This window comes from Propionivibrio pelophilus DSM 12018 (assembly GCF_059569095.1).
In genome coordinates this window covers 1-26,716 of the sequence record NZ_JCANUT010000006.1, presented here as the reverse complement: position 1 = coordinate 26,716, position 26,716 = coordinate 1, and the positions used below count along the sequence as shown (strand labels likewise).

The window sequence follows — 26,716 nt, the reverse complement described above, 5'->3', positions numbered from 1 at the left end:
CAAGCGCTGTGCCGCGCTTCGCTTGCGGATGTACGCAACGCGTGCATCGCCGTGCCGGTCTTGTTTTTCCTGCCTTACGGACTTGTTCATGATCATCCTGCTTTCGCCCGCCAAATCCCTCGACTACCAGACGCCGCCGACGACCACGGAGGCGTCGCTGCCCGGTTTCCTCGATCAATCGCAACTGTTGATCGATCGGCTGCGGCAGTTGTCACCGGCGGAGGTGGCGTCGCTGATGGGCATCAGCGATCAACTGGCGGCGCTCAACGTCTCGCGTTACCAGGACTGGGCCGTGCCGTTCGCGCCGGGGAAAGCCAAACAGGCGGTGCTGGCATTCAACGGCGACGTCTATGAGGGGCTCGATGCGCCGTCACTGTCCGGGGACGATCTGCGCTTCGCCCAGGCGCATCTGCGCGTCCTCTCCGGGCTTTATGGTCTGTTGCGCCCGCTCGACCTGATGCTGCCCTACCGGCTCGAAATGGGCATTCGCCTCGACAATCCTCGCGGCAAGGATCTCTACGCCTTCTGGGGCGAGCGGATCACCGCGGCACTGAACGCTGCCCTGCGCGAGGCCGGCGCGGCGGAAGTGGTCAATCTGGCATCGACCGAGTACTTCAAGTCGGTCAAGCCAAAGACGCTGGCGGCATCGGTCATCCAGCCGGTGTTCGAGGACTGGAGCGGCGGGCGGTACAAGGTGGTGAGCTTCTACGCCAAGCGCGCACGAGGATTGATGGCGCGCTACGCGATCGTCCGGCGCCTCGTTGAGCCCACGGGCCTGCGCGACTTTGCTGAAGAGGGCTACACCTTCGATCCGGCGGCGTCAGACGGCGCGCGCTGGGTGTTCCGGCGCAAGCTCAAGGAGTAGCAGGCTGTCGGACTTGACCGAGTCGGCTGCAAAAAGTGGGAGGGCGGCCCATTTTTTCCCGCATTTCGGCGCGAATAGAACGACTATTCGCTTGAAATCCGTAAAAAAACTGTTCTCGCCCCCCGCTTTTTTCGCTTCGACCCATCAAGCCCGACAGCCTGCTAGTCGCCCGGCTTCCTCGGCGGTGCCGATGGCGAACGGCGCCGGCATCCGGCGAGGGCGGGCCAGGCGCAGCAGTTCCTTGTCGCGCGTGATGAGTACCTTGGCGCGGCAGCGGGCGGCCAGTTCGAGGAATTTCTGGTCGTCGGCGTCGCGGCAGCGGGGGAGCGCCGGAGCCGCACTGTCGTCGCCCGCTTCGCAGAGCGTGACGAGGCCGCGCCAAGTGTGCAGCAGAACCCGCTGTTCCTCTTCGCTGAGCCGGAACTGCGGGTAGGCGGCGACGCGTTCGAGTTCCGCCAGACAGCTGCTGTCGCTGAAGCACTGTATTTGCTCGCCGGCGATCGACTCACGAAGCCAAGCCGTGCGCGGATCGCCGAAATGCAGCATGTCCATGACGATGTTGGTGTCGAGTACAACGGGAACAGGTGGTTCGGCGAAGGCGTTTGGCATCGTTGAAAGGTGTTGTGGTCGCTGGCCTGACCAAATAAAATCAGCAAATTATCCCACAGCGCCTTTTTTACCAGACCGTGTTGCCCATCCTGCAAAGCGTTGAGTCGATTTCCTCCTGCCGTGATCGCGCCCGGCTGCCGTCGATCCTGGTCGGCGCGGTAGCGTCGCTGCTCGGTGAGCGTACGCAGGTCGGCGTTTTCTCGCGCGATGCACGCCGCGGGATGGGGGTTCGCGTCTGCAACGGCACGACGACCGTCAGCCCCAACGCGGCGCCGTGGCCGGAGATCATCGTCGACGCTGCCGGGAGCGACGGGATGGTGCTGCGCAGCGACGCCGGTCGGCATTGTGGCGCCCTCCGGCTCCAGTCGTCGGAGTTGTGCGACGAGGATCTGATTCTGGCGTTTGGCAGCGACGTTCCGGTATCGAACGATCATTCCGCTGGCGTGGAGATGTTGGTGCGCATCTTCGGCAATCAGATCCGCATGCTCGATTACAGCGAACTGGATTCGCTGACGCGCCTGCTTAACCGCAAGACCTTCGATGAGACCTTCGACCGCCTGCTGACGGCAGCCTTGGCGCCGCGCTGCGAATGCCTGCCGTGCAACGAGCGGCGCCACGACGAGGTGAACGACTCGCCGGCCTGGCTGTGCGTCGTCGATATCGATCACTTCAAGCGGATCAACGATTCCTTCGGCCATCTTTTTGGCGACGAAGTGTTGTTGCGCATGGGCGATCTGATGCGCCGGACGTTCCGCGACGGCGACCGCCTGTTCCGCTTCGGAGGCGAAGAATTCGTGGTGATCCTCAATGCGGATGATGTACAGCTGGCGGCAGCCGGTTTCGAGCGTTTGCGCCGCTCCGTCGAGGAGCATGAATTTCCCCAGGTCGGTCAGGTGACGTGTTCGATCGGATTCACCGCAGTGTCGTCTCTCGACGTGCCTACCGACGCCCTCGGTCGGGCCGACGAGGCGCTCTACTATGCCAAGGAGCATGGCCGCAACCGGGTGTGTGGCTACGAGTCCCTGCTTGCTGAAGGAGAGATCGTCCGTACCGAGCCGGCGACGGCGTGGGGCGCCGACGATCTGGATATCGACGCACTGTTCGGTTGATTTCAGATGGGCAAGATCATTCTGGCCCCCATGGAGGGATTGGCCGACAGCCTGCTGCGTGATCTGCTTACGCGTGTGGGTGGCTATGATGGTGCCGTGTCGGAATTCGTGCGCGTGACGGGCACCCGCTTGCCGTTGCGTACCTTTCGGCGCGTCTGCCCGGAATTGCTAAACGGCAGTCGCACGCCTGCCGGTATCCCCGTTTTCGTCCAGTTGCTCGGCAGTCATCCGGAGCGGATGGCCGAATCGGCGGCCCGGCTCGCCGAACTCGGCCCGGCCGGGATCGACCTGAACTTCGGTTGTCCTGCACCGACGGTCAATCGCCACGGCGGTGGTGCCATGTTGCTCGAAGATCCCGCGCTTATGGCATGCATCGCCGCCTCGGTGCGCGGTGCGGTGCCGCACAGAATTCCGGTGACTGCAAAAATGCGTCTTGGCGTGGCCGATACGGGCAAGACGCTGGCCTGTGCAGCGGCACTCGAATCCGGCGGTATTGCTTCGTTGGTTGTGCACGCGCGAACCAAGGAGCAGGGTTATCGTCCGCCGGCGCACTGGGAGTGGATTGCGCGGGTGCGCGAAACGGTGTCAGTGCCGGTGGTGGCCAACGGCGAGGTGTGGTCGGAGTCCGACTACCGTCGTTGCCGGGAGTTGACCGGTTGCGACGATGTGATGATCGGACGCGGGGCGGTTGCAGACCCGTTTCTCGCCCGCCGCATCCGTGCCGCTGGAGGCGCTGCGGACCGCGATGCCGAATGGCGCGAGCTGGCGCCGCTGCTCGACGAATTCTGGCACCGGGTGAAGCTGTGCGTCGTCCCCCGGCATGCACCAGGCCGGCTGAAGCTGTGGTTGAACTCGCTCCGCCGCTGTTATCCGCAGGCTGAATCGTTGTACTGCCGCATTCGTTCACTGACCTCGGTGGCTGACGTCGATGCGGTGTTGGCCGCTAGCCTACGGTTGGCTTAGTCCGTCATGCGCGCCAACTCCCGCGTGCCCACCAGCGCCCAGACGGGCGTCCACGAGCAACTCGCCCGCCTGCTGGAGCGCCATCGCCATACGCCGTTCCGCAAGCCGTACGCCGATTACAACCGCGCCGCGTTCGAGGCGAGTTCCGAACGGCGCGAACGCGAAGCGGCGAACGCGCCGCTGATCCTCGATTCCTGCTGCGGTGTCGGCGAAAGCTCGATCGCGCTGGCCCGGGCGTTTCCCGATCATTACGTGATCGGCGTCGATCAGTCCGAAGCGCGTCTCGGACGCTTTGATGCGGCAATGTTGCCGCCGAATCTCGATCTGGTGCGTGCCGATCTCGTCGACTACTGGCGATTGATGCGCGACGCCGGTGTCCGATTGTCGCGCCACTATCTGCTTTACCCCAATCCCTGGCCGAAGATCGGCCACCTCTCAAGGCGCTGGCACGGCCATCCGGTCTTCCCGGCGATGCTCGAACTCGGCGGTCGGCTGGAATGCCGCAGCAACTGGCGGATCTACGTCGACGAGTTCTGCCTGGCGGTGACGACCTTGACGGGTTGCCCGATGGCCTGCGAAGCCTTCGACGCCGCGCAGCCGCTGACACCCTTCGAACGCAAATATCGCGATTCGGGACATCGTCTGTACCGCGCCGTCGTCGATTTGCCCTGACGCTGGCCGCTCGCGGTCGATGCGGGGATAATCCGCTTTTGTCCGGGGTGGTGAGTCATGCATTCGATTTGCGTTTTTTGTGGGGCGTCCTCGGGACGCGATGCCAGGTATGTCGAGGCGGCGGCGTCGTTCGGCCGCTTGCTGGCCAGAGAAAATATCGAGCTGATCTGGGGCGGTGGGCACGTCGGGCTGATGGGCGTTGTCGCCGACGGCGTGCTCGAAGCCGGCGGACGGGTTTTCGGGGTGATCCCCACGTTCATGGCCGAGCGCGAACTGGCGCATCCGCACGCGAGCGAGATGATCGTCGTCGACAGCATGCACGCGCGCAAGGCGGCGATGGCCGATCGGGCGGACGGCTTCGTCGCGCTGCCGGGCGGTTTCGGCACGCTCGACGAACTGTTCGAGATTGTCACCTGGGCGCAATTGCACATCCACACCAAGCCGGTCGGTTTGTTGAACGTCAACGGGTTTTTCGATCCGCTCGTCGCGATGGTGCGGCACATGTCTGGTGAAGGTTTCGTGAAGCCGGAGCACGTCGAGTTGCTGCGCGTGGCCGGGGATCCTGCGCAACTGTTGCAGTCGATGCGCGCGTACGCGGCGCCGCAGGGCGACTGGCTGACGCAGAAACTTTCCCCGGAGGGACGTTGAGCCCGGATTGTCTATTTGCTGTGTCTCCTGGCTGTTTGTGATCTCAGGCGTGGGAGGTTGGTGAATCGCTGGTTTTCGCCGCTGACCGGCGAGGCACTTCTTCTTGTTTTGCCAAGAAGAAGTACCCAAGAAGAAGGCGCGCCCGCTGCGTCGCCCGGCGTTGCCGGGTACTCTGCGCTGCTCGGGTGCAACGGGGGGCTGCGGAACTCGGGCCTGCGGCCCTCAAACAGTCCTCGCCCTTTTTCCCGTTGCGCCCTGCGCTGCTCGACGACGCAGAGGGCAAGAGGAAAACCGAGTGGAGTTTGATGCGATGGCGGTGAAAATCCGATGGTTTTGAGCATCCCCCTGAGAGGCGCCGAGCAACGGAGGCTTGAGCGGGGTTGTGGGCGAGCACTGTTTGAGGGCGAAGCCCGAGTTGCGCAGCCCCCGCTCAGGGCGAGTAGCGCAGGGCACCCCGCCGCAGGCGGGGCGCCGACCGGGGGTCGCCTTCTTTTTGGTAACTTTTTCTTGGCGAAACAAGAAAAAGCTACCCGCGCGTCAGGCGCGGAACCCAGCGGCTCAGCCACCAACCACGTCAGAGGTCACAAACAACCAAGAAAAATAGCAAATGGATAATCCGGGTTGAATGAGTCTGGCGGGACGTTTGCGACAAACGCGGTGCTGCGCGACAATCTGCGCGTTTTTTTACAGTAGAAGTCAGAAACGTGCCTGAACATCCTTGCCTGAGTTGTGGCGCCTGTTGCGCCGCCTTTCGTGTCGATTTCCACCGCCAGGACCTGGCTTCGCCGGGAAAGAGCGGTGTTCCCGAAGACATGACGATCCCGTTGACCGCGACGCTGGTGCGCATGTGCGGTACCGACGACGCACCGCCGCGCTGTATTGCCCTCGAAGGCGAGATCGGCCGCAGCGTGCGCTGTTCGATCTATCGTGAGCGGCCCGGGCCATGCCGCGATTTCGCGCCGTATGCGCCACTCGGCATCGGCGACGACGATTGTGACCGGGCGCGTCGCCGCTACGGTCTCCCGCCGCTTGAACTTTGAGGCCACGCCCATGTCCATTTCACTTCAGGTTCGCGGTGAGTACATCCAGCTCGATCAACTGCTCAAGACGACCGGGTTGTGTCACTCGGGAGGTATGGCGCATGCCGAGATCGACGCAGGTAACGTTCGTGTGGACGGACAGGTTGAAACGCGCAAGCGGGCCAAGCTGCGTCCGGGCCAGCGGGTCGATTATGCAGGGGAAACGGTGCTGCTTGTCGCTTAGTGCGTTTCGTGCACAATCCGCAATACCTGCTGCAATAATATCAAGTTGCCAAAGGCGTGCAGGGGCATGACAGGGCCGTACAATGGCCGTCCAGAACATTCGGGCTTTCCCATTTTTTGACTTTTCTGAAAGGACGTTCTCATGCTGGAATCGTATCGCGCACACGTAGCTGAACGCGCCGCCCAAGGCATTCCGCCGCTGCCGTTGAGTGCCAAGCAGACGCAGGAATTGATCGAACTGCTCAAGAACCCGCCCCAAGGCGAGGAGCAGACGCTCGTCGAACTGATCACCTATCGTGTCCCGGCCGGCGTGGATGACGCCGCGAAGGTCAAGGCCGAATTCCTGGCCAAACTGGCCAAGGGAGAAGCCTCCTGTCCGCTGATCTCCCGCGCCAAGGCGACCGAACTGCTCGGCACCATGCTCGGCGGTTACAACGTCAAGCCGCTGATCGACGTGCTGGCCGATGCCGAAGTCGGCGCCGTCGCTGCCGAGGCCCTGAAAAAGACGCTGCTGGTGTTCGATTTCTTCAACGACGTCAAGGCGTTGGCCGACCAGGGCGTCGCCAACGCCAAGGCTGTCGTCCAGTCCTGGGCCGACGCCGAATGGTTCACCTCGCGCCCGGAAGTGCCCTCCAGCCAGAAGCTGACGGTGTTCAAGGTCACCGGCGAAACCAACACGGACGACCTGTCGCCGGCGCCGGATGCGACGACCCGTCCGGATATTCCGCTGCACGCCCTTGCCATGCTGAAGAACCCGCGCGCCGGCATCGAGCCGGACCAGGCGGGCGTCCGCGGCCCGATCCAGCAGCTCGAAGTGCTGGCCAGGAAGGGCAACCTGATCGCCTACGTCGGCGACGTAGTCGGTACCGGTTCCTCGCGCAAGTCGGCGGCCAATTCGGTGCTGTGGTGGACCGGCGAGGACATCCCCTTCGTGCCGAACAAGCGTTTCGGTGGCGTGGCGCTCGGCTCCAAGATTGCGCCGATCTTCTACAACACGCTGGAAGACGCCGGTGCGCTACCGGTCGAAATCGATGTCGCGCAAATGGAAATGGGCGACGAGATCGAGCTGAAGATCGATGCCGCCACGACCAAGGTCGTCGCGCTGAAGAACGGCCAGGTCATCGCCGAATCGCAGTTGAAGACTCCGGTCATCCTCGATGAAGTGCGTGCCGGCGGCCGCATCCCGCTGATCATCGGCCGCGGCCTGACGGCGCGTGCCCGCGAAGCGCTCGGCCTGCCGCCCTCGACGCTGTTCAAGATGCCGCAGGAACCTGTCGATACCGGCAAGGGCTTCTCGCTGGCGCAGAAGATGGTCGGCCGTGCCTGTGGCCTTCCGGAAGGCAAGGGCGTCCGCCCGAACGCCTACTGCGAGCCGAAGATGACCACCGTCGGGTCGCAGGACACCACCGGCCCGATGACCCGCGACGAACTGAAGGATCTGGCCTGCCTCGGCTTCTCGGCCGACCTCGTCATGCAGTCGTTCTGCCACACCGCCGCGTATCCGAAGCTGGTCGACATCAAGACCCACCGTACGCTGCCCGGCTTCATCACCAACCGTTCCGGCGTTTCGCTGCGTCCGGGCGACGGCGTCATCCACAGCTGGCTGAACCGCATGTGCCTGCCGGATACCGTCGGCACCGGCGGCGATTCGCACACCCGCTTCCCGATCGGCATTTCCTTCCCGGCCGGTTCCGGACTGGTGGCCTTCGCTGCCGCCACTGGCACCATGCCGCTGGACATGCCGGAATCGGTGCTGGTGCGCTTCAAGGGGCAGATGAATCCCGGCATCACCCTGCGCGACCTGGTCAACGCCATTCCCTACTACGCCATCAAGCAAGGCTTGATGACCGTCGAGAAGAAGGGCAAGAAGAACGTCTTCAACGGCCGCATCCTTGAAATCGAAGGGCTGCCGGATCTCAAGGTCGAGCAGGCCTTCGAATTGACCGACGCCTCGGCCGAGCGCTCCGCCGCCGCCTGTACCGTGCAGCTGAACAAGGAGCCGATCATCGAGTACCTGCGTTCGAACGCCACGTTGCTGAAGTGGATGATCGCCAACGGCTACCAGGATGCCAAGGCGCTGGCCCGCCGCGTCAAGGCGATGGAGGACTGGATCGCCAATCCGCAACTGCTCAAGGCCGATGCCGACGCCGAGTACGCCGCCGTGATCGAGATCGATCTCGCCGAGATCAAGGAGCCGATCGTCGCCTGCCCGAACGATCCGGACGACGTCAAGCTGCTGTCCGAAGTCGCCGGTGCCAAGATCGACGAAGTCTTCATCGGCTCGTGCATGACCAACATCGGCCACTTCCGCGCCGCTGGCAAGGTCCTCGACGGCAAGTCGGACATCCCGACCCGCCTGTGGATTGCTCCGCCGACCAAGATGGACGCCATGATCCTCTCCGAGGAAGGCTACTACGGCGTGCTCGGCAAGAGCGGCGCGCGCATGGAAATGCCGGGCTGTTCGCTGTGCATGGGAAATCAGGCGCAGGTGAAGAAGGGCAGCACGGCGATGTCGACCTCGACGCGCAACTTCCCGAACCGCCTGGGCATCGACACGCTGGTTTATCTCGGATCGGCCGAGCTGGCGGCGATGTGCGCGCTGATGGGCAAGATCCCGACCGTGGCCGAGTACATGGAGCAGATCCAGGCGGTCAATGCCAAGGCGGCGGATGTCTATCGCTACATGAACTTCGACCAGATCGAGGAGTTCAAGGAAGCGGCGGAAAGCGTGACGGTGTAAGCGCCCTCCGCTCCCAGCGCGATCCCGGTTTCGCCCCGGTCTACACCCGGGGGGGCCGAACAACAGCCCGACAGGCGTAATGCTTGCCGGGCTGTGCTTTTTAGGGGACACATTCCGGTGAGATGCCTCAATGAACCGATGCATCGCAAAACACGGGCGGGTCATCTATGCTGATTCCAGATCACCAGTCGCGTGTCGAAGCATGAATTGCGTTGCTTGTCGTTTGTTTTTTTCAACTGTTGTTGCATCTTCCTGGGAGGAGCCATCGTGAGTGAAAACAAAGGGATGCTGGATTGGTACTTCAAGTCGAATCTGCTGATGCGAATCCTGATCGGATTGATTGCCGGTGCCGTGCTGGGAATCGTGCTGGGATATGGCAGTCCGGACACGGTCAAGACCTTCGTCGATAACACCAGGTTTTTCGGCGATATCTTCATACGCTTGCTGAAGATGATCGTGGTGCCGGTCATTCTCTTCTCGCTGATCGCCGGTGCGGCCAGCATCGCGCCGTCCCGCCTGGGGCGGGTGGGCGTGAAGATCGTTCTCTATTACTTGCTGACCTCCGCGGTGGCCGTGACCATCGGTCTGGTGTTCGCCAACATTCTCCAGCCCGGGGACGGCATGAACATCATCGGCAACGAAGCGATCAAGGGCAAGGTGGCCGAGGCGCCGAAGATCGGCACGATCCTGCTGAACATCGTGCCGACCAATCCGGCCGAGTCGCTGGCAAAGGGAGATGTTCTGCCTATCATCTTCTTCTCGGTGCTTTTCGGTCTGGCCATATCCTACGTCAAGGATGCCAAGGATGCTGCGTTGGCCCGGCATGCCGAGAACCTCTTCCAGTTGATCAACGCCGCGGCGGAAACCATGTACCGGCTGGTTCGCGGCATCATGCAGTATGCTCCGATCGGCGTCTTCTTCCTGATCGCCATCGTCTTCGCCCAGCAGGGTCCTAAGGCGCTCGGGCCGTTGCTGATGGTCACGCTGGCTGTCTATCTTGGTCTGGTGGCGCACCTCTTCATTTGCTACGGTGGTTTCATGGCGGTTTTCAACCTGGGCCTGTTCCGCTTCCTGAAGGGTGCTGACGAGGCGATGATCACCGCGTTCGTCACGCGCTCTTCGAGCGGCACCTTGCCGGTGACGATGCGTGTATCGGAAGAAAACCTCGGCGTGCCACGCAACATCAGTTCCTTCACCCTGCCGCTCGGTGCCACCATCAACATGGATGGGACGGCGATCTATCTCGGCGTCTGTGCCATGTTCATCGGCTACGCAACCGGTCATCCGCTGACCATGGATCAGCAGATGACGGTCGTCATTACCGCGACGCTGGCAAGTATCGGCACCGCCGGTGTGCCGGGTGCCGGTGCGATAATGCTGCTGATGGTGCTCGAATCGATCGGCTTGAAAGTCGAAACCGGTTCGGCCGTCGCAGCTGCCTATGCCATGATTCTCGGTATCGACGCGCTGCTCGACATGGGACGGACTGCGCTGAACGTTACGGGTGACATGGCGGGAAGCGCTATCGTGGCCAAAGCCGAGAAAGAGCTGGACCTGGAGAAGTGGGCGTAGGTAATTTGTCGGAACTTTTAAGCGAATGCAGCCGCGGTGCCTGGTCGCCGCGGTTTCTTTTTTGGAGGTTGGTGTCGTGCCGGATCAAGGAAACAGGCGGCGTTTTGGTATTGTCGGAGGGCTTGGCGCGCTGGGTGCCGCCGACGTTTTTCTTAAGCTGGTCAAGGCCTTGCCGGCAAGGAGCGGTTCGAGTCAGCCAGAAATCCTTTTCGAGCAGCACCCTTTCCGCGAAGAGGAAAATCCCGGCGATCGCGGTGCGTCGCAGAACGGCCGGAAGATCTACGTCTTCGACATGATCCAGGGGTTTGCCGATCGGCACGTCGACACGGTACTGCTGCCGTGCTTCCTCAGCCACACGTTTATCGACGAAATTTCGGCGGAGGCGACGCTGCCCATCGTCAATATGATGGAGGCGCTGCGTGACCACGTTCAGCGCCGGTATCCGGGCGTCAGGAATTTCGGTGTGCTGACGTCCGATTACGTGCGTTCCCGCACGCTGTTCGAGCGTTATTTTCCGGCAGGGGAATGGAGCATCCACTATCCGGCGGACAGTATTCAACGCGATTGCGTCATGCCGGCCATCTACGGTCCGGACGGAATCAAGGCGGGATGCCTGCGCGGCGCTTCGGTAGAAAAGCTGATGCGGGCCTGCGAGGATCTGGTCGGGCAGGGCGCCCAGCTGATTCTGCCCGGGTTTTCCGAAATTCCGGTAGTGATCAACGCCCTTCAGGAGCGGGGCATTCCGATCGTCGATGCCAACCAGATTTACGCCGACTACGCGGCGGTCGGCGGCGCCACGCAGAAGGCCCGACCGTTCAAGATCGGCGTGGTCGGCGGCGTCGGGCCGGCGGCGACGGTCGACTTCATGAACAAGATCGTGCGCAATACTCCGGCAGGGCGCGATCAGGAGCATTTCAAGGTCGTCGTCGAGCAGAATCCGCAAATTCCAGACCGGACGGAAAACCTGCTCGGTGACGGTGTCGATCCGACCATCGCGCTGTACTCGACATGCAAGAAACTCGAAGCGGACGAGGCGGACATCATCGCCATTCCCTGTAATACCGCGCACGCCTTCGTCGAGCGGATCCAGCCGTATCTGGCGATTCCGATCGTCAATATGCTGTTCGAAACGGTGGAGTACATCAGGAAGCACTGCCAGGGGCGGAAAGTGGTCGGTCTTCTGGCGACGAGCGGGACGATCGGCAGCCGCGTCTATCACGACGTGATCGTCCCGGCGGGATTCGAACTGCTCGTGCCCGACACGGAAAACCAGCTGCGGGTGATGGACGCCATCTATGGGGCGCAGGGCGTCAAGGCCGGCTTTACCAGTGGGAAATGCGTCGACGATCTCATGTTTGCGATGGCTTCGTTGGTTGAGCGCGGTGCCGAAATCATCGTGCTCGGCTGCACCGAATTGCCCTTGCTGGTCGAGCGAAGCGATGCCTTCCCCGTGGCCGGTAAAACCGTCGTCGTACTCGATCCGACGGATATCCTGGCGAAGAAATGCGTCAGTCTCTGCTCGTCATTTACGCAGGGGGGCGTGCGTGGTGGAGAATGAGCGACCGGACGTGCTGGTGCGCGTCGAGGCGCTTTCCGCCGATGCGGAGGAGCGGGCGAAGGACTTGGCGACGCGGCTCGGTTTGCCCCTCGGAGGTGAGGCCGAGTTTTCCCTTCAGTGCGGGGCTCAGGGCGGTGAATTCGGCGTGCAACTGGTGGATCTCCACCCCGGGGCGCCCGGTCCGGTCCGTGTTGATTTCGTTGGCGGTGCCGTCGGGCATCGCCGCCAGTTCGGCGGGGGGAGCGGCCAGATGATCGCCAAGGCGGTGGGTGTTCAGCCCGGCGTCCGGCCGACGGTGGTCGATGCGACGGCCGGTCTGGGGCGCGATGCGTTCGTTCTCGCCACGCTGGGGTGCGAGGTGACGCTGATCGAGCGTCAGCCGCTGATTGCCGTTCTGCTCGAGGACGGTTTGGCGCGCGCTCGCGAGGATGCGGAAATTGCGCCGATCATCGCGAAAATGCATCTGCGGGTCGGGGACGCCATTCAGATTATGCGAACGTGGGGTGCAGAAGTGCCGCAGGAAGCGCCGCAAGTGATCTATTTGGATCCGATGTTCCCGCATCGCGACAAGAGCGCGCTGGTCAAGAAGGAGATGCGCCTGTTTCGCCCGCTGGTCGGTGATGACCTGGACGCCGACGAACTTCTGGACGCGGCGCTGGCGCTGGCGTCGCATCGCGTCGTGGTCAAGCGTCCGCGCAAGGCACCGGCTCTTGCCGGCGGCAAGGTGAGTTTTTCGCTCGAAGGGAATGCCGGTCGCTTCGACGTCTACGCTAAACGGTCGCTCAAAGAAAAGGCCTGATCCAAACGGTCAGGCCTTGGCAAACGGGAAAGACGGGAGAAGCTCAGCTCGTGCTCGCCGTGGCGTGCCACAGGCGCAGCTCCTCCAGTGATAGGTGATCCGTTTCGTGCAGGACCATGCGCGCCCCTTCGAAGTCCTCGTCGTGCGTGTAATCGCTCAACGTGATGACTGTCGGAATGCCGGCCGCCAGGCTGGCGGCGAGGCCGTGCGCCGAATCCTCGACGACGAGACAGTCACGCGCCGGGAGACTGAGTTGCTCGAGCACTTTCTTGTAAACGTCCGGCGAAGGCTTCTTCGCCTGCACCAGCTCGCCGGAAACGATGGCGTCGAACCACGCGTCGGCGTTCGGGCCGAGGTTGGCGCGCAACAGGCCGACGACGTTTTCCTGCTTGGAACTCGACGCGATTCCCAGCCGGACGCCTTCGGTGCGCGCATCGCAGATCAGTTGTCCGATGTCGGCGCGTAGCGGAATGGCTCCCGCAGCCAGCAGACGCTGGTAGTTGCGCGTTTTTATCTCATGCACCCGGTGCATCATTTCGTCGAAATCCGGACGGGCGCGCGTTGCCGGGTCGAAATGCTCGGCATAGAAATACAGGCGTTCCAGACCGCCCCCTTTTACCAGCAGCGTCCCGTAGAACGACTCGTCCCAGTGCCAGGGCAGACCAAGTTCGGCGAATGCGGCGTTGAAAGCGGGGCGGTGCCCGTCTCGCTCGGTATTGGCCAACGTCCCGTCGACATCAAAAATGATTGCGCGCAAAGCCATAGGGAACTCCTGGAGATTATTGAGTACTGAGAAGGTTAGCGTATTTTGTGTTTTTGGAGTTGTTCCGATTAGTCACATTTAACGAAATATTTAGCAATTCCTAACGCTAGGTTCTGAGTGCTACACTCATTTTCGCTGGGCTTTTTTCGGGAGTCGACTTTTCTGTCGACCATTTAGTTAGCAAGTGGAGTTCTCAACACGTGAAACCGACGAATACAGGCGGAGACGCTTACTACCACAAGGTAGTGGACTGCCAGTGGGCGTGTCCGGCGCACACACCGGTACCTGAATACATCCGGCTGATTGCCGGAGGGCGTTACGCGGAAGCGTACATGATCAACTGGAAGTCGAACGTCTTTCCCGGAATTCTGGGACGGGTGTGCGACCGGCCGTGCGAACCGGCGTGCCGGCGCGGGCGGATCGACAAGGAGCCGGTGGCGATTTGCCGGCTGAAGCGCGTCGCGGCCGACATGAAGGACGACATCTCCGACCGGCTGCCCGTGGCACCGGAGAAGAAGAACGGCAAGCGCGTCGCCTGCATCGGCGCCGGCCCCGCTTCCCTGACCGTCGCGCGCGACCTCGCGTTGCAAGGCTACGAAGTCAGCATCTTCGACAACGGCAAGGCGCCCGGCGGCATGGTGCGCACGCAGATTCCGAAGTTCCGTCTGCCCGACAGCGTCATCGACGAGGAATGCAACTACATCCTCAATCTGGGCGTGAAGCTCGAGCTCAACCACTGGGTCAAAAGCCTCAAGGAAATGACCGACGGCGACCAGTGGGATGCCGTCTTCGTCGGAACCGGCGCTCCGCGCGGCCGTGACGCCGACATCCCCGGCCGCCAGGAAGCCGCCAAGCACATCCACATCGGCATCGAATGGCTGGCCAATGTCGCCTTCGGCCACACCACCACCGTTTCGCCTCGCGTCATCGTCCTCGGTGGCGGCAACACCGCCATGGATTGCTGCCGTTCCGCCCGCCGTCTCGGCGGCGCCGACGTGAAAGTCGTCGTACGCAGCGGCTTCGAGGAAATGAAAGCCTCCCCGTGGGAGAAGGAAGAAGCCCTGCACGAGCAGATCCCGATCATCAACATGCACGTGCCCAAGGAATTCGTGCATGAGAACGGCAAGCTCCTCGGCGTTAAGTTCGAGATCGTCAAGGCCGAATACGACGAGAAGGGCCGCCGCAACCTCGTCCCGACGGGCGAACCCGACGTCTTCATGGAATGCGACGAAGTGCTGGTCGCCATCGGCCAGGAAAACGCTTTCCCGTGGATCGAGAAAGACATCGGCCTCGAATTCAACAAATGGGGCTTGCCGGTCCTCGACGAAAAGACCTTCCAGTCGACCCTGCCGAAAGTCTTCTTCGGCGGCGACGCCGCCTTCGGTCCGAAGAACATCATTACCGCCGTCGCCCACGGCCACGAAGCGGCGATCTCCATCGACCTCTTCTGCAAGGGCAAGAAGACCGCCGACCGGCCGCCGCATGCCTTCACTCTCACCAGCCAGAAGATGGGCATCCACGAGTGGAGCTACGACAACCAGGTCTCCGAGGAAGAGCGCAAGAAGGTCCCGGTCAAGGCGCTGGAAAAAACCTTGAAGGACATCAAGCTCGAACTCGAACTCGGCTTTGATCCGCTGATGGCCTGCTCCGAAGCGGAGCGTTGCCTCAACTGCGACGTCCAGACCGTCTTCACCCCCAAGGCCTGCATCGAATGCGACGCCTGCGTCGACATTTGCCCGACCGAATGCATCACCTTCACCGCGGACGGTGAGGAAGAGGACCTGCGCGGGCGGCTCAAGGCCCCTGCGAAAAACACGGCCCAGGATCTGCTCGTCGCCAACGGCCTGAAGACCGGACGGGTCATGGTCAAGGACGAAAACATCTGTCTGCATTGCGGCATGTGTGCCGAACGCTGCCCGACCGGCGCCTGGGACATGCAGAAGTTCTACATCGAGACCGCCCAGGCCGGCAGAGAGGCTCCCAGAACATGAGTACCGTGCAACCCTTGCAGAAAATCAACGACTTCGTCATCAAGTTCGCCAACATCAATGGCACCGGCTCCGCGTCGGCGAATGAACTCTTCGCCCGGGCCGTGATGGGCATGGGCGTCCCGGTGGCACCGCGCAACATCTTTCCGTCGAACATCCAGGGGCTGCCGACCTGGTACGAAATGCGTGTCTCCGGCGAAGGCTGGCTCGGGCGCAAAGGCGGCTGCGACCTGATGGTCGCCATGAACCCGCAGACTTGGGACCGCGACGTCGCCGAACTGTCGCCGGGCGGCTATCTGTTCTACGACAACACCAAGATGCTGCCGCGTTCGCGCTTCCGTGACGACATCAATGTCCTCGGCCTGCCGCTGACCGAAATCTGCACCCGCGAATACACCGACCCGCGCCAGCGCCAGCTGATGAAGAACATCCTCTACGTCGGCGCGCTCACCGCGCTGCTCGACATGGATTTCTCGGTCGTCGAAGGGCTGATTTCGCACCAGTTCCGCGGCAAGGAAAAGCTGATCGCCTCCAACGTCCAGGCCCTGAAGCTCGGCTACGACGAAGCCAAGGCCCATCTGCCGTGCCCGATCGGCCTGCGCGTCGAGCGTTCTGACGGCGTTGGCAACCGCATCTTCAGCAACGGCAACGACGCCTGCGGCCTTGGCGCCGTCTATGGTGGCGCGACCGTCGTCGGCTGGTACCCGATCACGCCGTCGACCTCGGTCATCGAAGCCTTCATCAGCTACTGCCGCAAGTTCCGCACCGACCCGGACAACGGCATGGGCCGTTACGCCATCGTCCAGGCCGAAGACGAACTTGCCGCGATCGGCATGGTCATCGGCGCCTCGTGGAACGGTGCTCGGGCCTTCACTGCCACCTCCGGTCCTGGCATCTCGCTGATGCAGGAGTTCTTTGGCCTCGCCTACTTCGCCGAGGTTCCAGCGGTGGTCGTCAACGTCCAGCGCGGTGGCCCGTCCACCGGCATGCCGACGCGTACCCAGCAGTCCGACCTGATCGCCTGCGCCTACGCCTCGCACGGCGACACCAAGCACATCCTTCTTTTCCCCGAAGACCCGTATGAGTGCTTTACCCTCACCGCGCAGGCCTTCGACCTCGCCGAGCGCTTGCAGACCCCGGTCTTTGTGATGTCCGACCTCGACATCGGCATGAACGAAGTGCTGTGCAAGCCCTTCGACTGGGACGACAGCCGCCAGTACGACCGCGGCAAGGTGATGAGCGCCGCCGATCTGGATGCCGGCAAGAACTTCGGCCGCTACCTCGACGTCGATGGTGACGGCATCCCGTACCGCACGATCCCCGGCACGCATCCGACCAAGGGCGCCTTCTTCAGTCGCGGCACCACGCGCAACGCCTACGCGAAGTACAGCGAAGCCGGTACCGACTACGTCTACAACATGGAGCGCCTGCGCCGCAAGTTCGTCACGGCGCGCAAGCTCGTGCCGGCACCGGTCAGCCAGAAGGCCAGCCAGCCGACCCGCTACGGCGCGATCTATTACGGTTCGACCAGCCCGGCGATGGCCGAAGCCTTCGCCATGCTCGAGAAGCAGGGCGTGCATGTCGATCTGATGCGCGTCCGCGCCTTCCCGTTTGCCGACGAGGTGATGGACTTCATCGCTGACCACGACTACGTGTTCGTCGTCGAGCAGAACGAAAGCGCCCAGCTGCGCACGATGATCATCAACGAAGGCGATATCGATCCGAAGCGCCTGATCCGCGTCCTGCACTACGACGGCACGCCGATCACCGCCGGCTTCATCGCCGGCCGCATCACCGACATCGTCAAGCAAAACAACGTGACCCCGTTGCGTCAACAGGTGGCTTCATGACCTATCTTGCCAAACCCAAACTACTGCGCCCTGATACCCCGAAGAACGCGCTCGGCTACACCAAGCGCGACTACGAAGGGGCGATTTCCACCCTCTGCGCCGGCTGCGGCCACGACTCGATCAGCGCGTCCGTCGTCCAGGCCTGCTTCGACCTCGACATCGAGCCGCACCGCGTCGCCAAGCTCTCCGGCATCGGCTGCTCGTCGAAGACCCCGGACTACTTCCTCGGCAACTCGCACGGCTTCAACACCACGCACGGGCGTATGCCTTCGGTGCTGACCGGCGCCGCCATGGCCAACCGCGACCTGCTCTACCTCGGCGTGTCCGGCGACGGCGACTCCGCCTCGATCGGCATCGGCCAGTTCGCGCACGCCATGCGGCGCGGCGTCAACATGGTCTACATCGTCGAGAACAACGGCGTCTATGGCCTGACCAAGGGCCAGTTCTCCGCGACCGCCGACAAGGGCTCGAAGAGCAAGCGCGGCGTAGTGAACAACGACTCGCCGATCGACCTCGTGGCGCTCGCCCTGCAACTCGGAGCCACGTACGTCGCGCGCAGCTTCTCCGGCGACAAGGAGCAGCTGATCCCGCTGATCAAGGGCGCGATGCGCCACCGTGGTCCGGCGCTGATCGACGTGATCAGCCCGTGCGTGACCTTCAACAACCACGCCGGCTCGACCAAGAGCTACGACTACGTGCGCGAGCACAACGAGGCGATCAACAGGCTCGACGTGATCCTGCCCAAGGACAAGATCTCCGCGACCTACGCTCCGGGTGAACTGCGCCGCGTCGTCCAGCACGACGGTTCGGTTCTGTGCCTGCGCAAGCTCGGCGAGGACTACGATCCGTCCGACCGCGTCGGGGCGATGAACTACTTGCAGGAACGGCACGCCCTCGGCGAGATCGTCACCGGCTTGATCTATGTCGACAGCACCGGCGAGGAACTGCACCGCTACCTCAATACGGTGGAAACGCCGCTCAATCAGCTGAGTCTTGCCGAACTTTGCCCGGGCGCCGAGGCGCTGGAAGCGTTGAACGAGTCGCTAAGGCGCGGATAGTCAGGGAGAGTGTCTCTGTACGAAATAGCCCTCAGCCAAGCTGGGGGCTTTTTCGTCGAAGTATTGTCTTTTCCCGAGAGCGCATCGAGCGGATTGCCGACGCGGACGTTCTATCCGGTGGTCGGAGTCGACTGGCTGGCCGGGTTGTTCGCATCATTCGCATTGTTCGGAGTGCTTGCGTGTCGGCGGAAAAGACGCGCCACGCCATGAGCGTCATTGCGCGCAGGGCAGAGGCAAGCGTGTAGACTTTGCGTCTCTCCTTCTTCCGCCATGGATCGACATGTCCCTGAATCCCGCTTCCCGCCTTGCCAATATCGCCCCGTTTCACGTCATGGAACTGCTGGCTCGCGCGCGCCAGCTGGAACAGGAGGGGCGCGACATCATTCACATGGAGGTCGGTGAGCCGGATTTTCCGACGCCGGCGCCGATCATCGCCGCGACACAGGAACACATCGCTTCCGGGCGGGTGTTTTATACCCCGGCGCTCGGCCTGCCCGAATTGCGCGCCGCCATCGCCGATTTCTACCGGACGCGCTACGGCGTCAGCGTTCCCGCGTCGCGCGTGGTCGTCACGTCCGGCGCCTCGGCGGCGCTGCTGCTGGCGCTGGCCTGTCTCGTCGAGCCCGGCAGTGAATGGCTGGTGACCGATCCGTGCTACCCGTGCAATCTCAACTTCATCCGCTGCTTCGAGGGGATACCGGTCGCCATTCCGGTCGATGCTGCGAGCAATTTCCAGCCGACGGTTGCCGATATCGATCGCTACTGGAGTGGGCGCACCGCCGGGGCCTTGTTCGCTTCTCCGGCCAATCCGACCGGGACGGTGTTCGACGACGCCGTGCTGGCCGGCATCGCCAGCCGTGTTCGGGAGAAGGGCGGCCAACTGATCCTCGACGAGATCTACCACGGGCTGACCTACGAACGCGACGTGCCGACGGCGCTGCAATACGGCGACGATATCTTCGTCGTGCAGAGCTTCTCCAAGTACTTCAACATGACCGGTTGGCGACTCGGCTGGGCGATCGTGCCCGAGCGTTTCGTCCGTCAGGTCGAGGTGCTGGCGCAGAACCTGTACCTTTCTCCGCCGACGCCGGCACAGTACGCAGCACTGGCGGCGTTCAAACCGGAAACGCTGGAAATCCTCGAATCACGCCGCGCCGAATTCAAGCGCCGCCGCGATTTTCTTGCCCCCGCGCTCGAATCGCTCGGCTTCCGCCTGACGGCCAAACCCGAAGGCGCGTTCTACATCTACGCCGACTGCAGCCAGCTGACCGACGACAGCGACGCCTTCGCCCGCCGCTTGCTCGAGACGGCCGGCGTGGCGGTGACGCCCGGGCTCGATTTCGGCAAGTGCGCGCCGAAATCCCATCTGCGCTTCGCCTACACGACGAGCGTCGAGCGGCTGGCTGAGGCTGTCGAGCGGATTCGACGCTTCCTGTAAGCAACGCAGAACGGTGAGCCAATAGCCGGCCGTGCTGACGGCGACTTGCGCACGCCTATTAGTATATTGTGAAAAATACGCACAACATGATGCGCAATGCGCACAAGTAAAGAAATTTCTGGAATAATCGCTTTGCTTTCCAATTTCTTCTGTTTGTTAAATTTTTACTTACTTATACGTTAAGCGCCATGTCAAAAAACACACTCTCCGTTGTCGACAATCGCACCGGGACGTCTTACGAGGTCCCGATCGTGGATGGCTCCGTGCGGGCCATGGATCTGCGCCAGATCAAGGTGAATCAGGAGGATTTCGGCCTGATGAGCTACGATCCGGGCTTCACCAATACCGCCTCGACCCGCAGCGCCATCACCTACATCGACGGCGATGCCGGCATCCTGCGCTATCGCGGCTACCCGATCGAGCAGTTGGCGGCGCAAAGCTCGTATCTCGAAACCGCCTACCTGATCATCTTCGGCGAACTGCCGACGGCGGAGCAGTTGGCGAAGTGGGAGTTCGACATCAGCCGCCACACGCTGCTGCATACCAACATCGAGCAGATGATCCAGAGCTTCCGCTTCAACGCGCATCCGATGAGTGTCTTCATCAGCGCCGTGGGCGCGCTGTCCACGCATTACCCGGATTCGCGGCGGGTGACCGACCCGGCCAACCGCCGGCTGCAGGTCGAGCGGATGATCGCCAAGGTGGCGACGATCGCCGCCTTCACCTACCGGCACAACCACGGCTGGCCGGTCAATTACCCGGACGACAGCCTGAGCTACATCGGCAATTTTCTGCGCATGATGTTCCGCATGACCGAGTTCAAGTACGAACCCGATCCGGTGCTGGAGCGGGCGATCAACATCCTGTTCATCCTGCACGCCGACCACGAGCAGAACTGCGGCACCAACGCCATGCGCGTGATCGGTTCGTCGCAGGCCGATCCCTACTCGGCGCTGGCCGGCGCGGCGGCGGCCTTGTACGGTCCGCTGCACGGCGCGGCGAACGAGGCGGTGCTGCGCATGCTGGAGGACATCGGCACGCCGGAGAACGTCCCGGCCTTCATCGAGCGGGTGAAGAAGGGCGAGGGCGAGCGCCTGATGGGCTTCGGCCACCGCGTCTACAAGAACTACGATCCGCGCTGTCGGATCATCAAGGCCACCGCCGAGGAAGTGTTCAAGGTAACCGGCCACAACCAGCTGCTCGACGTCGCGCTGGAACTCGAACGGGTCGCGCTGCAGGACGACTACTTCGTCTCGCGCAAGCTCTATCCCAACGTCGACTTCTACTCCGGCCTGATCTATCGCGCGATGAAGCTGCCGGCGTCGATGTTTACCGTGATGTTCGCCGTGCCGCGCACCTGCGGCTGGGTTGCGCACTGGCTCGAATTGCTCACCGACAGCGAGCAGAAGATTTCCCGCCCGCGGCAGATCTACACCGGGCCGGAGGCGCGGGATTACGTTGCGATGAGCGGGCGCTGAACGGTTGGCGTGAGTCGATAACGCAGCAACCTCCTGGCGGCGGCTCCGCTGGAGCCGCCGTGCCACGCTGATCTCGTCGACTTATCGTACGATTCTTCCAGTAGCGGCGAAGCGGTTCTCTCTCCGCGTCTGCGCGACTTAAGACATAATTTGGCCGAAGTTTGGCCTTGTATATCCGAAGTGGCGTTGCCTATCATCACTCCAAACAGGTGAAGTCAGCCGACGGACATTCGTGTTCGACCATAAGGAGGGGTAAGTGACGGTTCGCTGGGACGATCTTTCGCCCGCCGAGATCACGGTGCTGGAGACGGTTTTCTGGTCGTCGGGCATCTCGCGTTCGGAACTCGCCGAACAATCCGGTTTTTCGCGCAGCAAGGCCAACATGGCGACGGCGGCGCTGATCGAGCGCGGCATGCTCGACGAAACCGGGCCGCAGGTATCCTCCGGTGGCCGTCGTCCCGAAACTCTGCTGCTCTCCGCCAGCATGGGTGTCCTCGCCGCCATCGACCTCGGCGCATCGAGCGTCGACGTCGCGCTGGTGGCGCCGGACATGACCGTTCTCGCCCACCACACCGAAGCCATCGAAATCGCCGCAGGTCCGGGCGTCGTCCTCTCGCGCGTCAAGGACATCCTGCGCGACCTGCGCAAGCGTTGCAATGTCCGCGCCGAGAAGGTGATCGGCATCGGCATCGGCGTGCCCGGTCCGGTCGAGTTCGACAGCGGCCTGCTCGTCGCGCCGCCGATCATGCCCGGCTGGGAAGGTTTTTCGATCCGTGAATACCTGCGCGACGAGTACGCTGCGCCCGTATTCATCGACAACGACGTGAACGTGATGGCCATGGGCGAACTGTGGCGGCTGCACCGCAAGCTGCCCAACTTCCTCGTCATCAAGGTCGGCACCGGCATCGGCTGCGGCATCGTCTGCAACCGCATGATCTATCGCGGCAGCAACGGCTCGGCCGGCGACGTCGGCCACATCTGCGTCGATCCCGCCGGCGAGCGCTGCCATTGCGGCAACCAGGGCTGCGTCGAGATCATGGCAGCAGGCCCGGCGATCGCGCGTCAGGGCACCGAGGCGGCGAAGGCCGGCAAGAGCCCGCAGCTGGCGCAGGTGCTGGCGACCAACGGCGTGATCACGCCAGAGGACGTCGGCCAGGCAAGCCGCGGCGGCGACGTGGCGGCGAACGCGATCATCAAGCTCTCCGGCAAGCTGATCGGCCAGATGCTCGCGACCGTCGTCAATTTCTTCAACCCGTCGCACATCTTCATCGCTGGCGGCATCTCGCATATCGGCCCGATGTTCCTTGCAGCGATCCGCCAGAGCATCTACCAGCGCTCGTTGCCGCTGTCGACGCGCCACCTGGAAATCCTCTACGCGCCGCTTGGCGACCGCGCCGGCGTGATCGGCTGCGCGGCCATGGCCTTGCAGGAAACGATGCGCGTGCGCGGCGTGTTACCCGGGGGGCAGCCATGAGCCTTGCCGTCGATTTCCGTTCTGTCACAAAGAACTTCGGCCTCGTCGAAGTCCTCCACGGCGTCAGTTTTTCGCTCGAGCCGGGCAAGGTCGTCGGGCTCCTCGGCGAGAACGGTGCCGGCAAGTCGACGCTGGTGAAGATCCTCTCCGGCTACGAGCAGGCCAGCGACGGCGACTTCACGATCAACGGCGTGCCGCATCGCTTCGCCAACTCGCGCGAGGCTGAGCGCGAGGGCGTTGTTCTGATTCACCAGGAATTCAACCTCGCCGAAGACCTGACCATCGCGCAGAACATCTTCCTCGGCCACGAAAAACAGAAGGGGCTGTTCCTCGACGACCGCAGCATGAACGCTGCCGCCAAGGCGGCCATGCAACGCATCGGACTGGAAGCCGATCCGGAAACCAAGGTGCGCCGGCTGATCGTCGCCGAAAAGCAACTCGTCGAGATCGCCAAGGCCGTATCGCGCAACGCCCGCCTGCTGGTGATGGACGAGCCGACGGCGACGCTGACGCCGACCGAGACGGAGCGTCTGTTCGCGCTGATCGCGCAGCTGAAAGCCGAGGGCGTGACGATCATCTACATCTCGCACAAGCTCGAGGAGGTGGAACGCGTCACCGACGAGATCGTCGTCCTGCGCGACGGTAACTTCGTCGCGCGCGCGCCGACCGCCGAAACGACGCGCCAGCAGATGGCCAACCTGATGGTCGGGCGCGACGTCTCCGACATGTTCCCGCCGAAGGACGTGCCGCCCGCCGCCGAACCGATGTTCAAGGCCAGCGGCGTCAGCGTGCCCGGCTGGGCGAAGGATGTGAGTTTCGAGATTCGTCCGGGCGAAATCCTCGGTTTTGCCGGGCTGGTCGGCGCCGGCCGCACGGAGCTGTTCGAGGGGCTGCTCGGCCTGCGTCCGCGCAGTGCCGGGCGGATCGAGATCGACGGCCAGGTCGTCGATCTGCGCAGCCCGCGCCAGGGGGTGCGCCACGGCATCGCTTACCTGTCGGAAGACCGCAAGGGCAAGGGACTGCACGTCAAGCTCGGCCTGCGCGAAAACCTGACGCTGCTGACGCTCGAACGCTACGCGCATCCGCTGCTCGACCCGAAGGCCGAGCGCGTCGCCCTGCGCGAAAAGGTCGAGGAATTCGGTATCCGCACCGGCGACCTGAACAACCGGGCCGGATCGCTTTCAGGGGGCAACCAGCAGAAACTGGCACTGGCCAAGTTCCTGCACGCCGACCCGAAGATCATCGTGCTCGACGAGCCGACGCGCGGCGTCGACGTCGGTGCCAAGCGCGACATCTATTTCCTGATCCAGCGGCTGGCCCGCGAAGGGCGCGGCGTCGTCGTCATTTCGTCCGAGCTCGTCGAACTGATCGGCCTTTGTCACCGCGTCGTCGTGATGCGCGCCGGCAAGGTGCAGGCGACGCTCAACGCCGACCAGCTAACCGAAGAGGAGTTGATCGCTCATGCCACCGGTACCCACTGACGCCACCACCAGCACGCTGGCGAACTCTCCCGCAGCCAGCCTCGCGACGAGCCAGGGCAGCCGCCTGGCGCAACGCCTGCAGGACCTCGGGCCGCTGCTTGGCCTGATCCTGCTGTGCATTGCCGGCTGGGTGCTGAACCCCGACTTTGCGACCGCCGCCAACGTGCTCAACGTGCTTACGCGCACGGCCTTCATCGGCATCATTGCTGTCGGCATGACCTTCGTGATCATCGCCGGCGGCATCGATCTGTCGGTCGGTTCAATGGCGGCGCTGATCGCCGGCGCGATGATCCTGCTGATGAACGCGATCAGCGCGGCGATCGAGTCGCCGTATCTCGTCGTCACCCTCGGCATCGTCTTCGCGCTCCTGCTCGGCGCGCTGTTCGGGCTGGCGCACGGCCTGCTGATCACCAAGGGGCGGATCGAGCCGTTCATCGTCACCCTTGGCACGCTCGGCATCTTCCGCGCCTATCTCACCTACTTCGCCAACGGCGGCGCGATCACGCTCGACAACGCCGTCTCCGACGTCTATAGCCCGGTTTATTACGGCAGCGTGCTCGGCCTGCCGATCCCGATCTGGGTCTTCCTGCTTACCGCGCTGGTCGGCGCGCTGGTGCTCAACCGCACGCGCTACGGGCGCTACGTGCAGGCGATCGGCTCGAACGAGCAGGTGGCGCGCTACGCCGCGGTCGAAGTCGACCGCATCAAGATGCTCACCTACGTCGTGCTCGGCATCTGCGTCGGCATTGCCACCGTGCTTTACGTGCCGCGCCTGGGCTCCGCCTCGCCGACGACCGGCCTGTTGTGGGAACTGGAAGCGATTGCCTCGGTGATCGTCGGCGGCACGGCCTTGAAGGGTGGCGAAGGCAGGATTTCCGGCACCGTGATCGGCGCCATCCTGCTCTCGGTGATCAGCAACATCCTCAACCTGACCAGCATCATCAGCGTGTATCTCAATGCCGCGGTACAGGGCATCGTCATCATCATCGTCGCCTTCCTGCAACGCAGCCGGCGATAAAACGGAGTTTTCATCGCAACAGGTTTCACCCACCGCAGTCACCAGCAATTCCGATCAATCGGCAATACAAGGAGACATTCGCAATGAAATCGATCATCAGCAAACTGACGCTTACCGCCGCCGCTCTGGCTACCTTCGCCGCTGTGGGCATGGCGCCCGCCACTGCCGCCGAGAAAGTCGTGCTCGGCGTCGCCATCCCGGCCGCGACGCACGGCTTCACCGGCGGCATCGTGTTCTGGGCGAACCAGGCCAAGAAAGACCTGGAGAAAGCCAACCCGGACCTGAAAGTCATCGTCAAGACCGCCGCCAACGCCGCCGAGCAGGCCAATCAGTTGCAGGACTTGATGGCCGTGAGCAAGATCAACACGCTGGTCGTCTTCCCGTTCGAATCGGCGGCGCTCACGAAACCGGTGACTGAAGTGCATAACAAGGGCGTCTACGTGACCGTCGTCGACCGCGGCCTGACCGACACCAGCGCGCAGGACGCCTACGTCTCGGGCGACAACACCGCCTTCGGCAAGATCCCGGCCGAGTATCTCGCCAAGGCGATGGGCGGCAAGGGCAACCTGGTCGCCCTGCGCGGCATCGCCACCACGCTCGACAACGAGCGCTGGGACGCGTTCACCGGCGTCATGAAGAACCACCCGGATATCAAGATCCTCGACGCCCGGTACGCCAACTGGAATCGCGATGATGCGTTCAAGGTGATGCAGGACTACCTGACGCGCTTCAAGCAGATCGACGCCGTCTGGGCAGCCGACGACGACATGGCCGTCGGCGTGCTGAAGGCCATCGACCAGTCGAAGCGTAAGGACATCAAGATCGTCTTCGGTGGCGCCGGTGCCAAGGGCATGATCAAGACGCTGATGGACGGCAAGGACCCGCGCATCGTGGCCAACGTCTCGTATTCGCCGAAGTTCATGTATGACTCGATCAAGCTCACCGCGGAAGCGCGCCTGAAGGGCGAGAAACTTCCGGCGACCTACATCATTCCTTCCGAGCTGATCACCAAGGAGAACGCGAGCAAGTTCTACTTCCCGGATTCGCCGTTCTAGGAAGAAGCCAATCAAGAAGGAAGCCACGTCATTCCGGCGAAGGCCAATGGGATGGACTCCTCCCTTCCACCGGCATCGATGTGCCAGACTGGAGTTGTCACCAACCAGTCAAACGAAGGAAGGAGTCCAAGATGAACCTTACGCGCGTTGGAGTGGATTTGGCAAAGCAAGTATTTCAGGTGCATGGCGTGGATCGGCACGAAGCGGTGCAGGTCAAGCGAACGCTCACGCGCCGGCAAGTGCGCAGCTATTTTGCCGGGCAAGCGCCCTGCCTGATTGGCATGGAAGCGTGCGCCAGCGCCCATTACTGGGCGCG

22 protein-coding genes and 1 pseudogene are annotated in these 26,716 nt (G+C 62.9%); 21 read left to right on the top strand and 2 right to left on the bottom strand.

Translation table 11 applies throughout. The annotated features are described in order from the left end of the window. The first annotated feature begins 88 nt into the window (after positions 1 to 88). On the top strand, positions 89 to 865 hold the full coding sequence (gene yaaA / locus BO74_RS04760; protein WP_496440442.1) for a peroxide stress protein YaaA: 777 nt from the start codon (positions 89 to 91) through the stop codon (positions 863 to 865). Between the two features lie 144 nt (positions 866 to 1,009). Here yaaA and BO74_RS04755 read toward each other — a convergent pair whose 3' ends face one another. Beyond that, positions 1,010 to 1,474, bottom strand: a complete 465-nt coding sequence (locus BO74_RS04755) for a putative toxin-antitoxin system toxin component, PIN family (RefSeq protein WP_496440441.1) — start codon at positions 1,472 to 1,474, stop codon at positions 1,010 to 1,012. Between the two features lie 80 nt (positions 1,475 to 1,554). On the opposite strand from BO74_RS04755, the gene BO74_RS04750 reads away from it, so the two are divergent. The 10 genes from BO74_RS04750 to BO74_RS04705 all read left to right on the top strand — a co-directional run bounded on the left by BO74_RS04750 (position 1,555) and on the right by BO74_RS04705 (position 12,797). Next, on the top strand, positions 1,555 to 2,583 hold the full coding sequence (locus tag BO74_RS04750; RefSeq protein ID WP_496440439.1) for a GGDEF domain-containing protein: 1,029 nt from the start codon (positions 1,555 to 1,557) through the stop codon (positions 2,581 to 2,583). Between the two features lie 6 nt (positions 2,584 to 2,589). Then, the gene (locus tag BO74_RS04745) at positions 2,590 to 3,546 is read left to right on the top strand and encodes a tRNA dihydrouridine synthase (protein WP_496440437.1); all 957 of its coding nucleotides are present in this window, start codon (positions 2,590 to 2,592) and stop codon (positions 3,544 to 3,546) included. Positions 3,547 to 3,552: 6 nt separating this feature from the next. Then, the gene (gene trmB, locus BO74_RS04740; RefSeq protein ID WP_496440435.1) at positions 3,553 to 4,218 is read left to right on the top strand and encodes a tRNA (guanine(46)-N(7))-methyltransferase TrmB; all 666 of its coding nucleotides are present in this window, start codon (positions 3,553 to 3,555) and stop codon (positions 4,216 to 4,218) included. 57 nt (positions 4,219 to 4,275) lie between these two features. Then, positions 4,276 to 4,866: an LOG family protein gene (locus BO74_RS04735; RefSeq protein ID WP_496440433.1), complete on the top strand. Its 591-nt coding sequence runs from the start codon at positions 4,276 to 4,278 to the stop codon at positions 4,864 to 4,866. Positions 4,867 to 5,570: 704 nt separating this feature from the next. Next, positions 5,571 to 5,906 carry a YkgJ family cysteine cluster protein gene (locus BO74_RS04730; RefSeq protein ID WP_496440432.1) on the top strand — a complete coding sequence of 112 codons (336 nt, stop codon included), beginning with the start codon at positions 5,571 to 5,573 and terminating at the stop codon, positions 5,904 to 5,906. 10 nt (positions 5,907 to 5,916) lie between these two features. After that, positions 5,917 to 6,129 (top strand): RNA-binding S4 domain-containing protein, encoded by a 213-nt coding sequence (locus BO74_RS04725; protein WP_496440430.1) that lies wholly within the window; start codon positions 5,917 to 5,919, stop codon positions 6,127 to 6,129. A 141-nt stretch (positions 6,130 to 6,270) separates the two neighbouring features. Next, positions 6,271 to 8,868, top strand: a complete 2,598-nt coding sequence (gene acnB, locus BO74_RS04720) for a bifunctional aconitate hydratase 2/2-methylisocitrate dehydratase (protein ID WP_496440428.1) — start codon at positions 6,271 to 6,273, stop codon at positions 8,866 to 8,868. Between the two features lie 267 nt (positions 8,869 to 9,135). Continuing rightward, on the top strand, positions 9,136 to 10,440 hold the full coding sequence (locus BO74_RS04715; RefSeq protein ID WP_496440426.1) for a dicarboxylate/amino acid:cation symporter: 1,305 nt from the start codon (positions 9,136 to 9,138) through the stop codon (positions 10,438 to 10,440). Between the two features lie 76 nt (positions 10,441 to 10,516). Further along, positions 10,517 to 11,998: a cysteate racemase gene (gene cuyB, locus BO74_RS04710; RefSeq protein WP_496440424.1), complete on the top strand. Its 1,482-nt coding sequence runs from the start codon at positions 10,517 to 10,519 to the stop codon at positions 11,996 to 11,998. After that, complete coding sequence (locus BO74_RS04705; protein WP_496440422.1) at positions 11,985 to 12,797, top strand: class I SAM-dependent methyltransferase; 813 nt, start codon at positions 11,985 to 11,987, stop codon at positions 12,795 to 12,797. Before cuyB ends, BO74_RS04705 begins: the two co-directional genes overlap by 14 nt. 43 nt (positions 12,798 to 12,840) lie before the next feature. On the opposite strand, the gene BO74_RS04700 is transcribed toward BO74_RS04705, so the two are convergent. Further along, positions 12,841 to 13,560: an HAD-IA family hydrolase gene (locus tag BO74_RS04700; RefSeq protein ID WP_496440421.1), complete on the bottom strand. Its 720-nt coding sequence runs from the start codon at positions 13,558 to 13,560 to the stop codon at positions 12,841 to 12,843. Between the two features lie 200 nt (positions 13,561 to 13,760). Here BO74_RS04700 and BO74_RS04695 point away from each other — a divergent pair, with 200 nt between their 5' ends. The 10 genes and pseudogenes from BO74_RS04695 to BO74_RS04650 form a co-directional block, all read left to right on the top strand. Further along, the gene (locus BO74_RS04695; RefSeq protein WP_496440419.1) at positions 13,761 to 15,551 is read left to right on the top strand and encodes an FAD-dependent oxidoreductase; all 1,791 of its coding nucleotides are present in this window, start codon (positions 13,761 to 13,763) and stop codon (positions 15,549 to 15,551) included. Beyond that, positions 15,548 to 17,398 carry a 2-oxoacid:acceptor oxidoreductase subunit alpha gene (locus BO74_RS04690; RefSeq protein WP_496440417.1) on the top strand — a complete coding sequence of 617 codons (1,851 nt, stop codon included), beginning with the start codon at positions 15,548 to 15,550 and terminating at the stop codon, positions 17,396 to 17,398. Before BO74_RS04695 ends, BO74_RS04690 begins: the two co-directional genes overlap by 4 nt. Next, positions 17,395 to 18,456: a 2-oxoacid:ferredoxin oxidoreductase subunit beta gene (locus BO74_RS04685; protein WP_496440416.1), complete on the top strand. Its 1,062-nt coding sequence runs from the start codon at positions 17,395 to 17,397 to the stop codon at positions 18,454 to 18,456. Before BO74_RS04690 ends, BO74_RS04685 begins: the two co-directional genes overlap by 4 nt. Before the next feature lie 280 nt (positions 18,457 to 18,736). Further along, entirely contained in the window at positions 18,737 to 19,894 is a 1,158-nt protein-coding gene (locus BO74_RS04680; RefSeq protein ID WP_496440414.1) for a pyridoxal phosphate-dependent aminotransferase, read from the top strand. A 188-nt stretch (positions 19,895 to 20,082) separates the two neighbouring features. Further along, positions 20,083 to 21,372: a citrate synthase gene (locus tag BO74_RS04675; RefSeq protein ID WP_496440413.1), complete on the top strand. Its 1,290-nt coding sequence runs from the start codon at positions 20,083 to 20,085 to the stop codon at positions 21,370 to 21,372. A gap of 256 nt (positions 21,373 to 21,628) precedes the next feature. Continuing rightward, the gene (locus BO74_RS04670; protein ID WP_496440411.1) at positions 21,629 to 22,846 is read left to right on the top strand and encodes an ROK family transcriptional regulator; all 1,218 of its coding nucleotides are present in this window, start codon (positions 21,629 to 21,631) and stop codon (positions 22,844 to 22,846) included. Continuing rightward, the gene (locus tag BO74_RS04665) at positions 22,843 to 24,327 is read left to right on the top strand and encodes a sugar ABC transporter ATP-binding protein (RefSeq protein WP_305073487.1); all 1,485 of its coding nucleotides are present in this window, start codon (positions 22,843 to 22,845) and stop codon (positions 24,325 to 24,327) included. The genes BO74_RS04670 and BO74_RS04665 overlap by 4 nt, the downstream gene beginning before the upstream one ends. Next, positions 24,308 to 25,345, top strand: coding sequence for an ABC transporter permease (locus BO74_RS04660; protein ID WP_496440408.1), 1,038 nt, complete (start codon positions 24,308 to 24,310; stop codon positions 25,343 to 25,345). The genes BO74_RS04665 and BO74_RS04660 overlap by 20 nt, the downstream gene beginning before the upstream one ends. A gap of 83 nt (positions 25,346 to 25,428) precedes the next feature. Next, a complete protein-coding gene (locus tag BO74_RS04655) occupies positions 25,429 to 26,400 on the top strand; it encodes a substrate-binding domain-containing protein (RefSeq protein ID WP_496440407.1) in 972 nt (323 codons plus the stop codon). A 131-nt stretch (positions 26,401 to 26,531) separates the two neighbouring features. Continuing rightward, positions 26,532 to 26,716 (top strand): annotated as a pseudogene (locus tag BO74_RS04650) (IS110 family transposase); the annotation flags it as partial.

Excerpts from the sequence above, each read along its gene's own strand:
- yaaA (WP_496440442.1), top strand. The coding sequence starts at position 89 with ATGATCATCCTGCTTTCGCCCGCCAAATCCCTCGACTACCAGACGCCG.
- BO74_RS04755 (WP_496440441.1), bottom strand. The coding sequence starts at position 1,474 with ATGCCAAACGCCTTCGCCGAACCACCTGTTCCCGTTGTACTCGACACC.
- BO74_RS04745 (WP_496440437.1), top strand. The coding sequence starts at position 2,590 with ATGGGCAAGATCATTCTGGCCCCCATGGAGGGATTGGCCGACAGCCTG.
- trmB (WP_496440435.1), top strand. The coding sequence starts at position 3,553 with ATGCGCGCCAACTCCCGCGTGCCCACCAGCGCCCAGACGGGCGTCCAC.
- BO74_RS04735 (WP_496440433.1), top strand. The coding sequence starts at position 4,276 with ATGCATTCGATTTGCGTTTTTTGTGGGGCGTCCTCGGGACGCGATGCC.
- BO74_RS04725 (WP_496440430.1), top strand. The coding sequence starts at position 5,917 with ATGTCCATTTCACTTCAGGTTCGCGGTGAGTACATCCAGCTCGATCAA.
- acnB (WP_496440428.1), top strand. The coding sequence starts at position 6,271 with ATGCTGGAATCGTATCGCGCACACGTAGCTGAACGCGCCGCCCAAGGC.
- BO74_RS04700 (WP_496440421.1), bottom strand. The coding sequence starts at position 13,560 with ATGGCTTTGCGCGCAATCATTTTTGATGTCGACGGGACGTTGGCCAAT.
- BO74_RS04690 (WP_496440417.1), top strand. The coding sequence starts at position 15,548 with ATGAGTACCGTGCAACCCTTGCAGAAAATCAACGACTTCGTCATCAAG.
- BO74_RS04685 (WP_496440416.1), top strand. The coding sequence starts at position 17,395 with ATGACCTATCTTGCCAAACCCAAACTACTGCGCCCTGATACCCCGAAG.
- BO74_RS04680 (WP_496440414.1), top strand. The coding sequence starts at position 18,737 with ATGTCCCTGAATCCCGCTTCCCGCCTTGCCAATATCGCCCCGTTTCAC.
- BO74_RS04675 (WP_496440413.1), top strand. The coding sequence starts at position 20,083 with ATGTCAAAAAACACACTCTCCGTTGTCGACAATCGCACCGGGACGTCT.
- BO74_RS04665 (WP_305073487.1), top strand. The coding sequence starts at position 22,843 with ATGAGCCTTGCCGTCGATTTCCGTTCTGTCACAAAGAACTTCGGCCTC.
- BO74_RS04660 (WP_496440408.1), top strand. The coding sequence starts at position 24,308 with ATGCCACCGGTACCCACTGACGCCACCACCAGCACGCTGGCGAACTCT.
- BO74_RS04655 (WP_496440407.1), top strand. The coding sequence starts at position 25,429 with ATGAAATCGATCATCAGCAAACTGACGCTTACCGCCGCCGCTCTGGCT.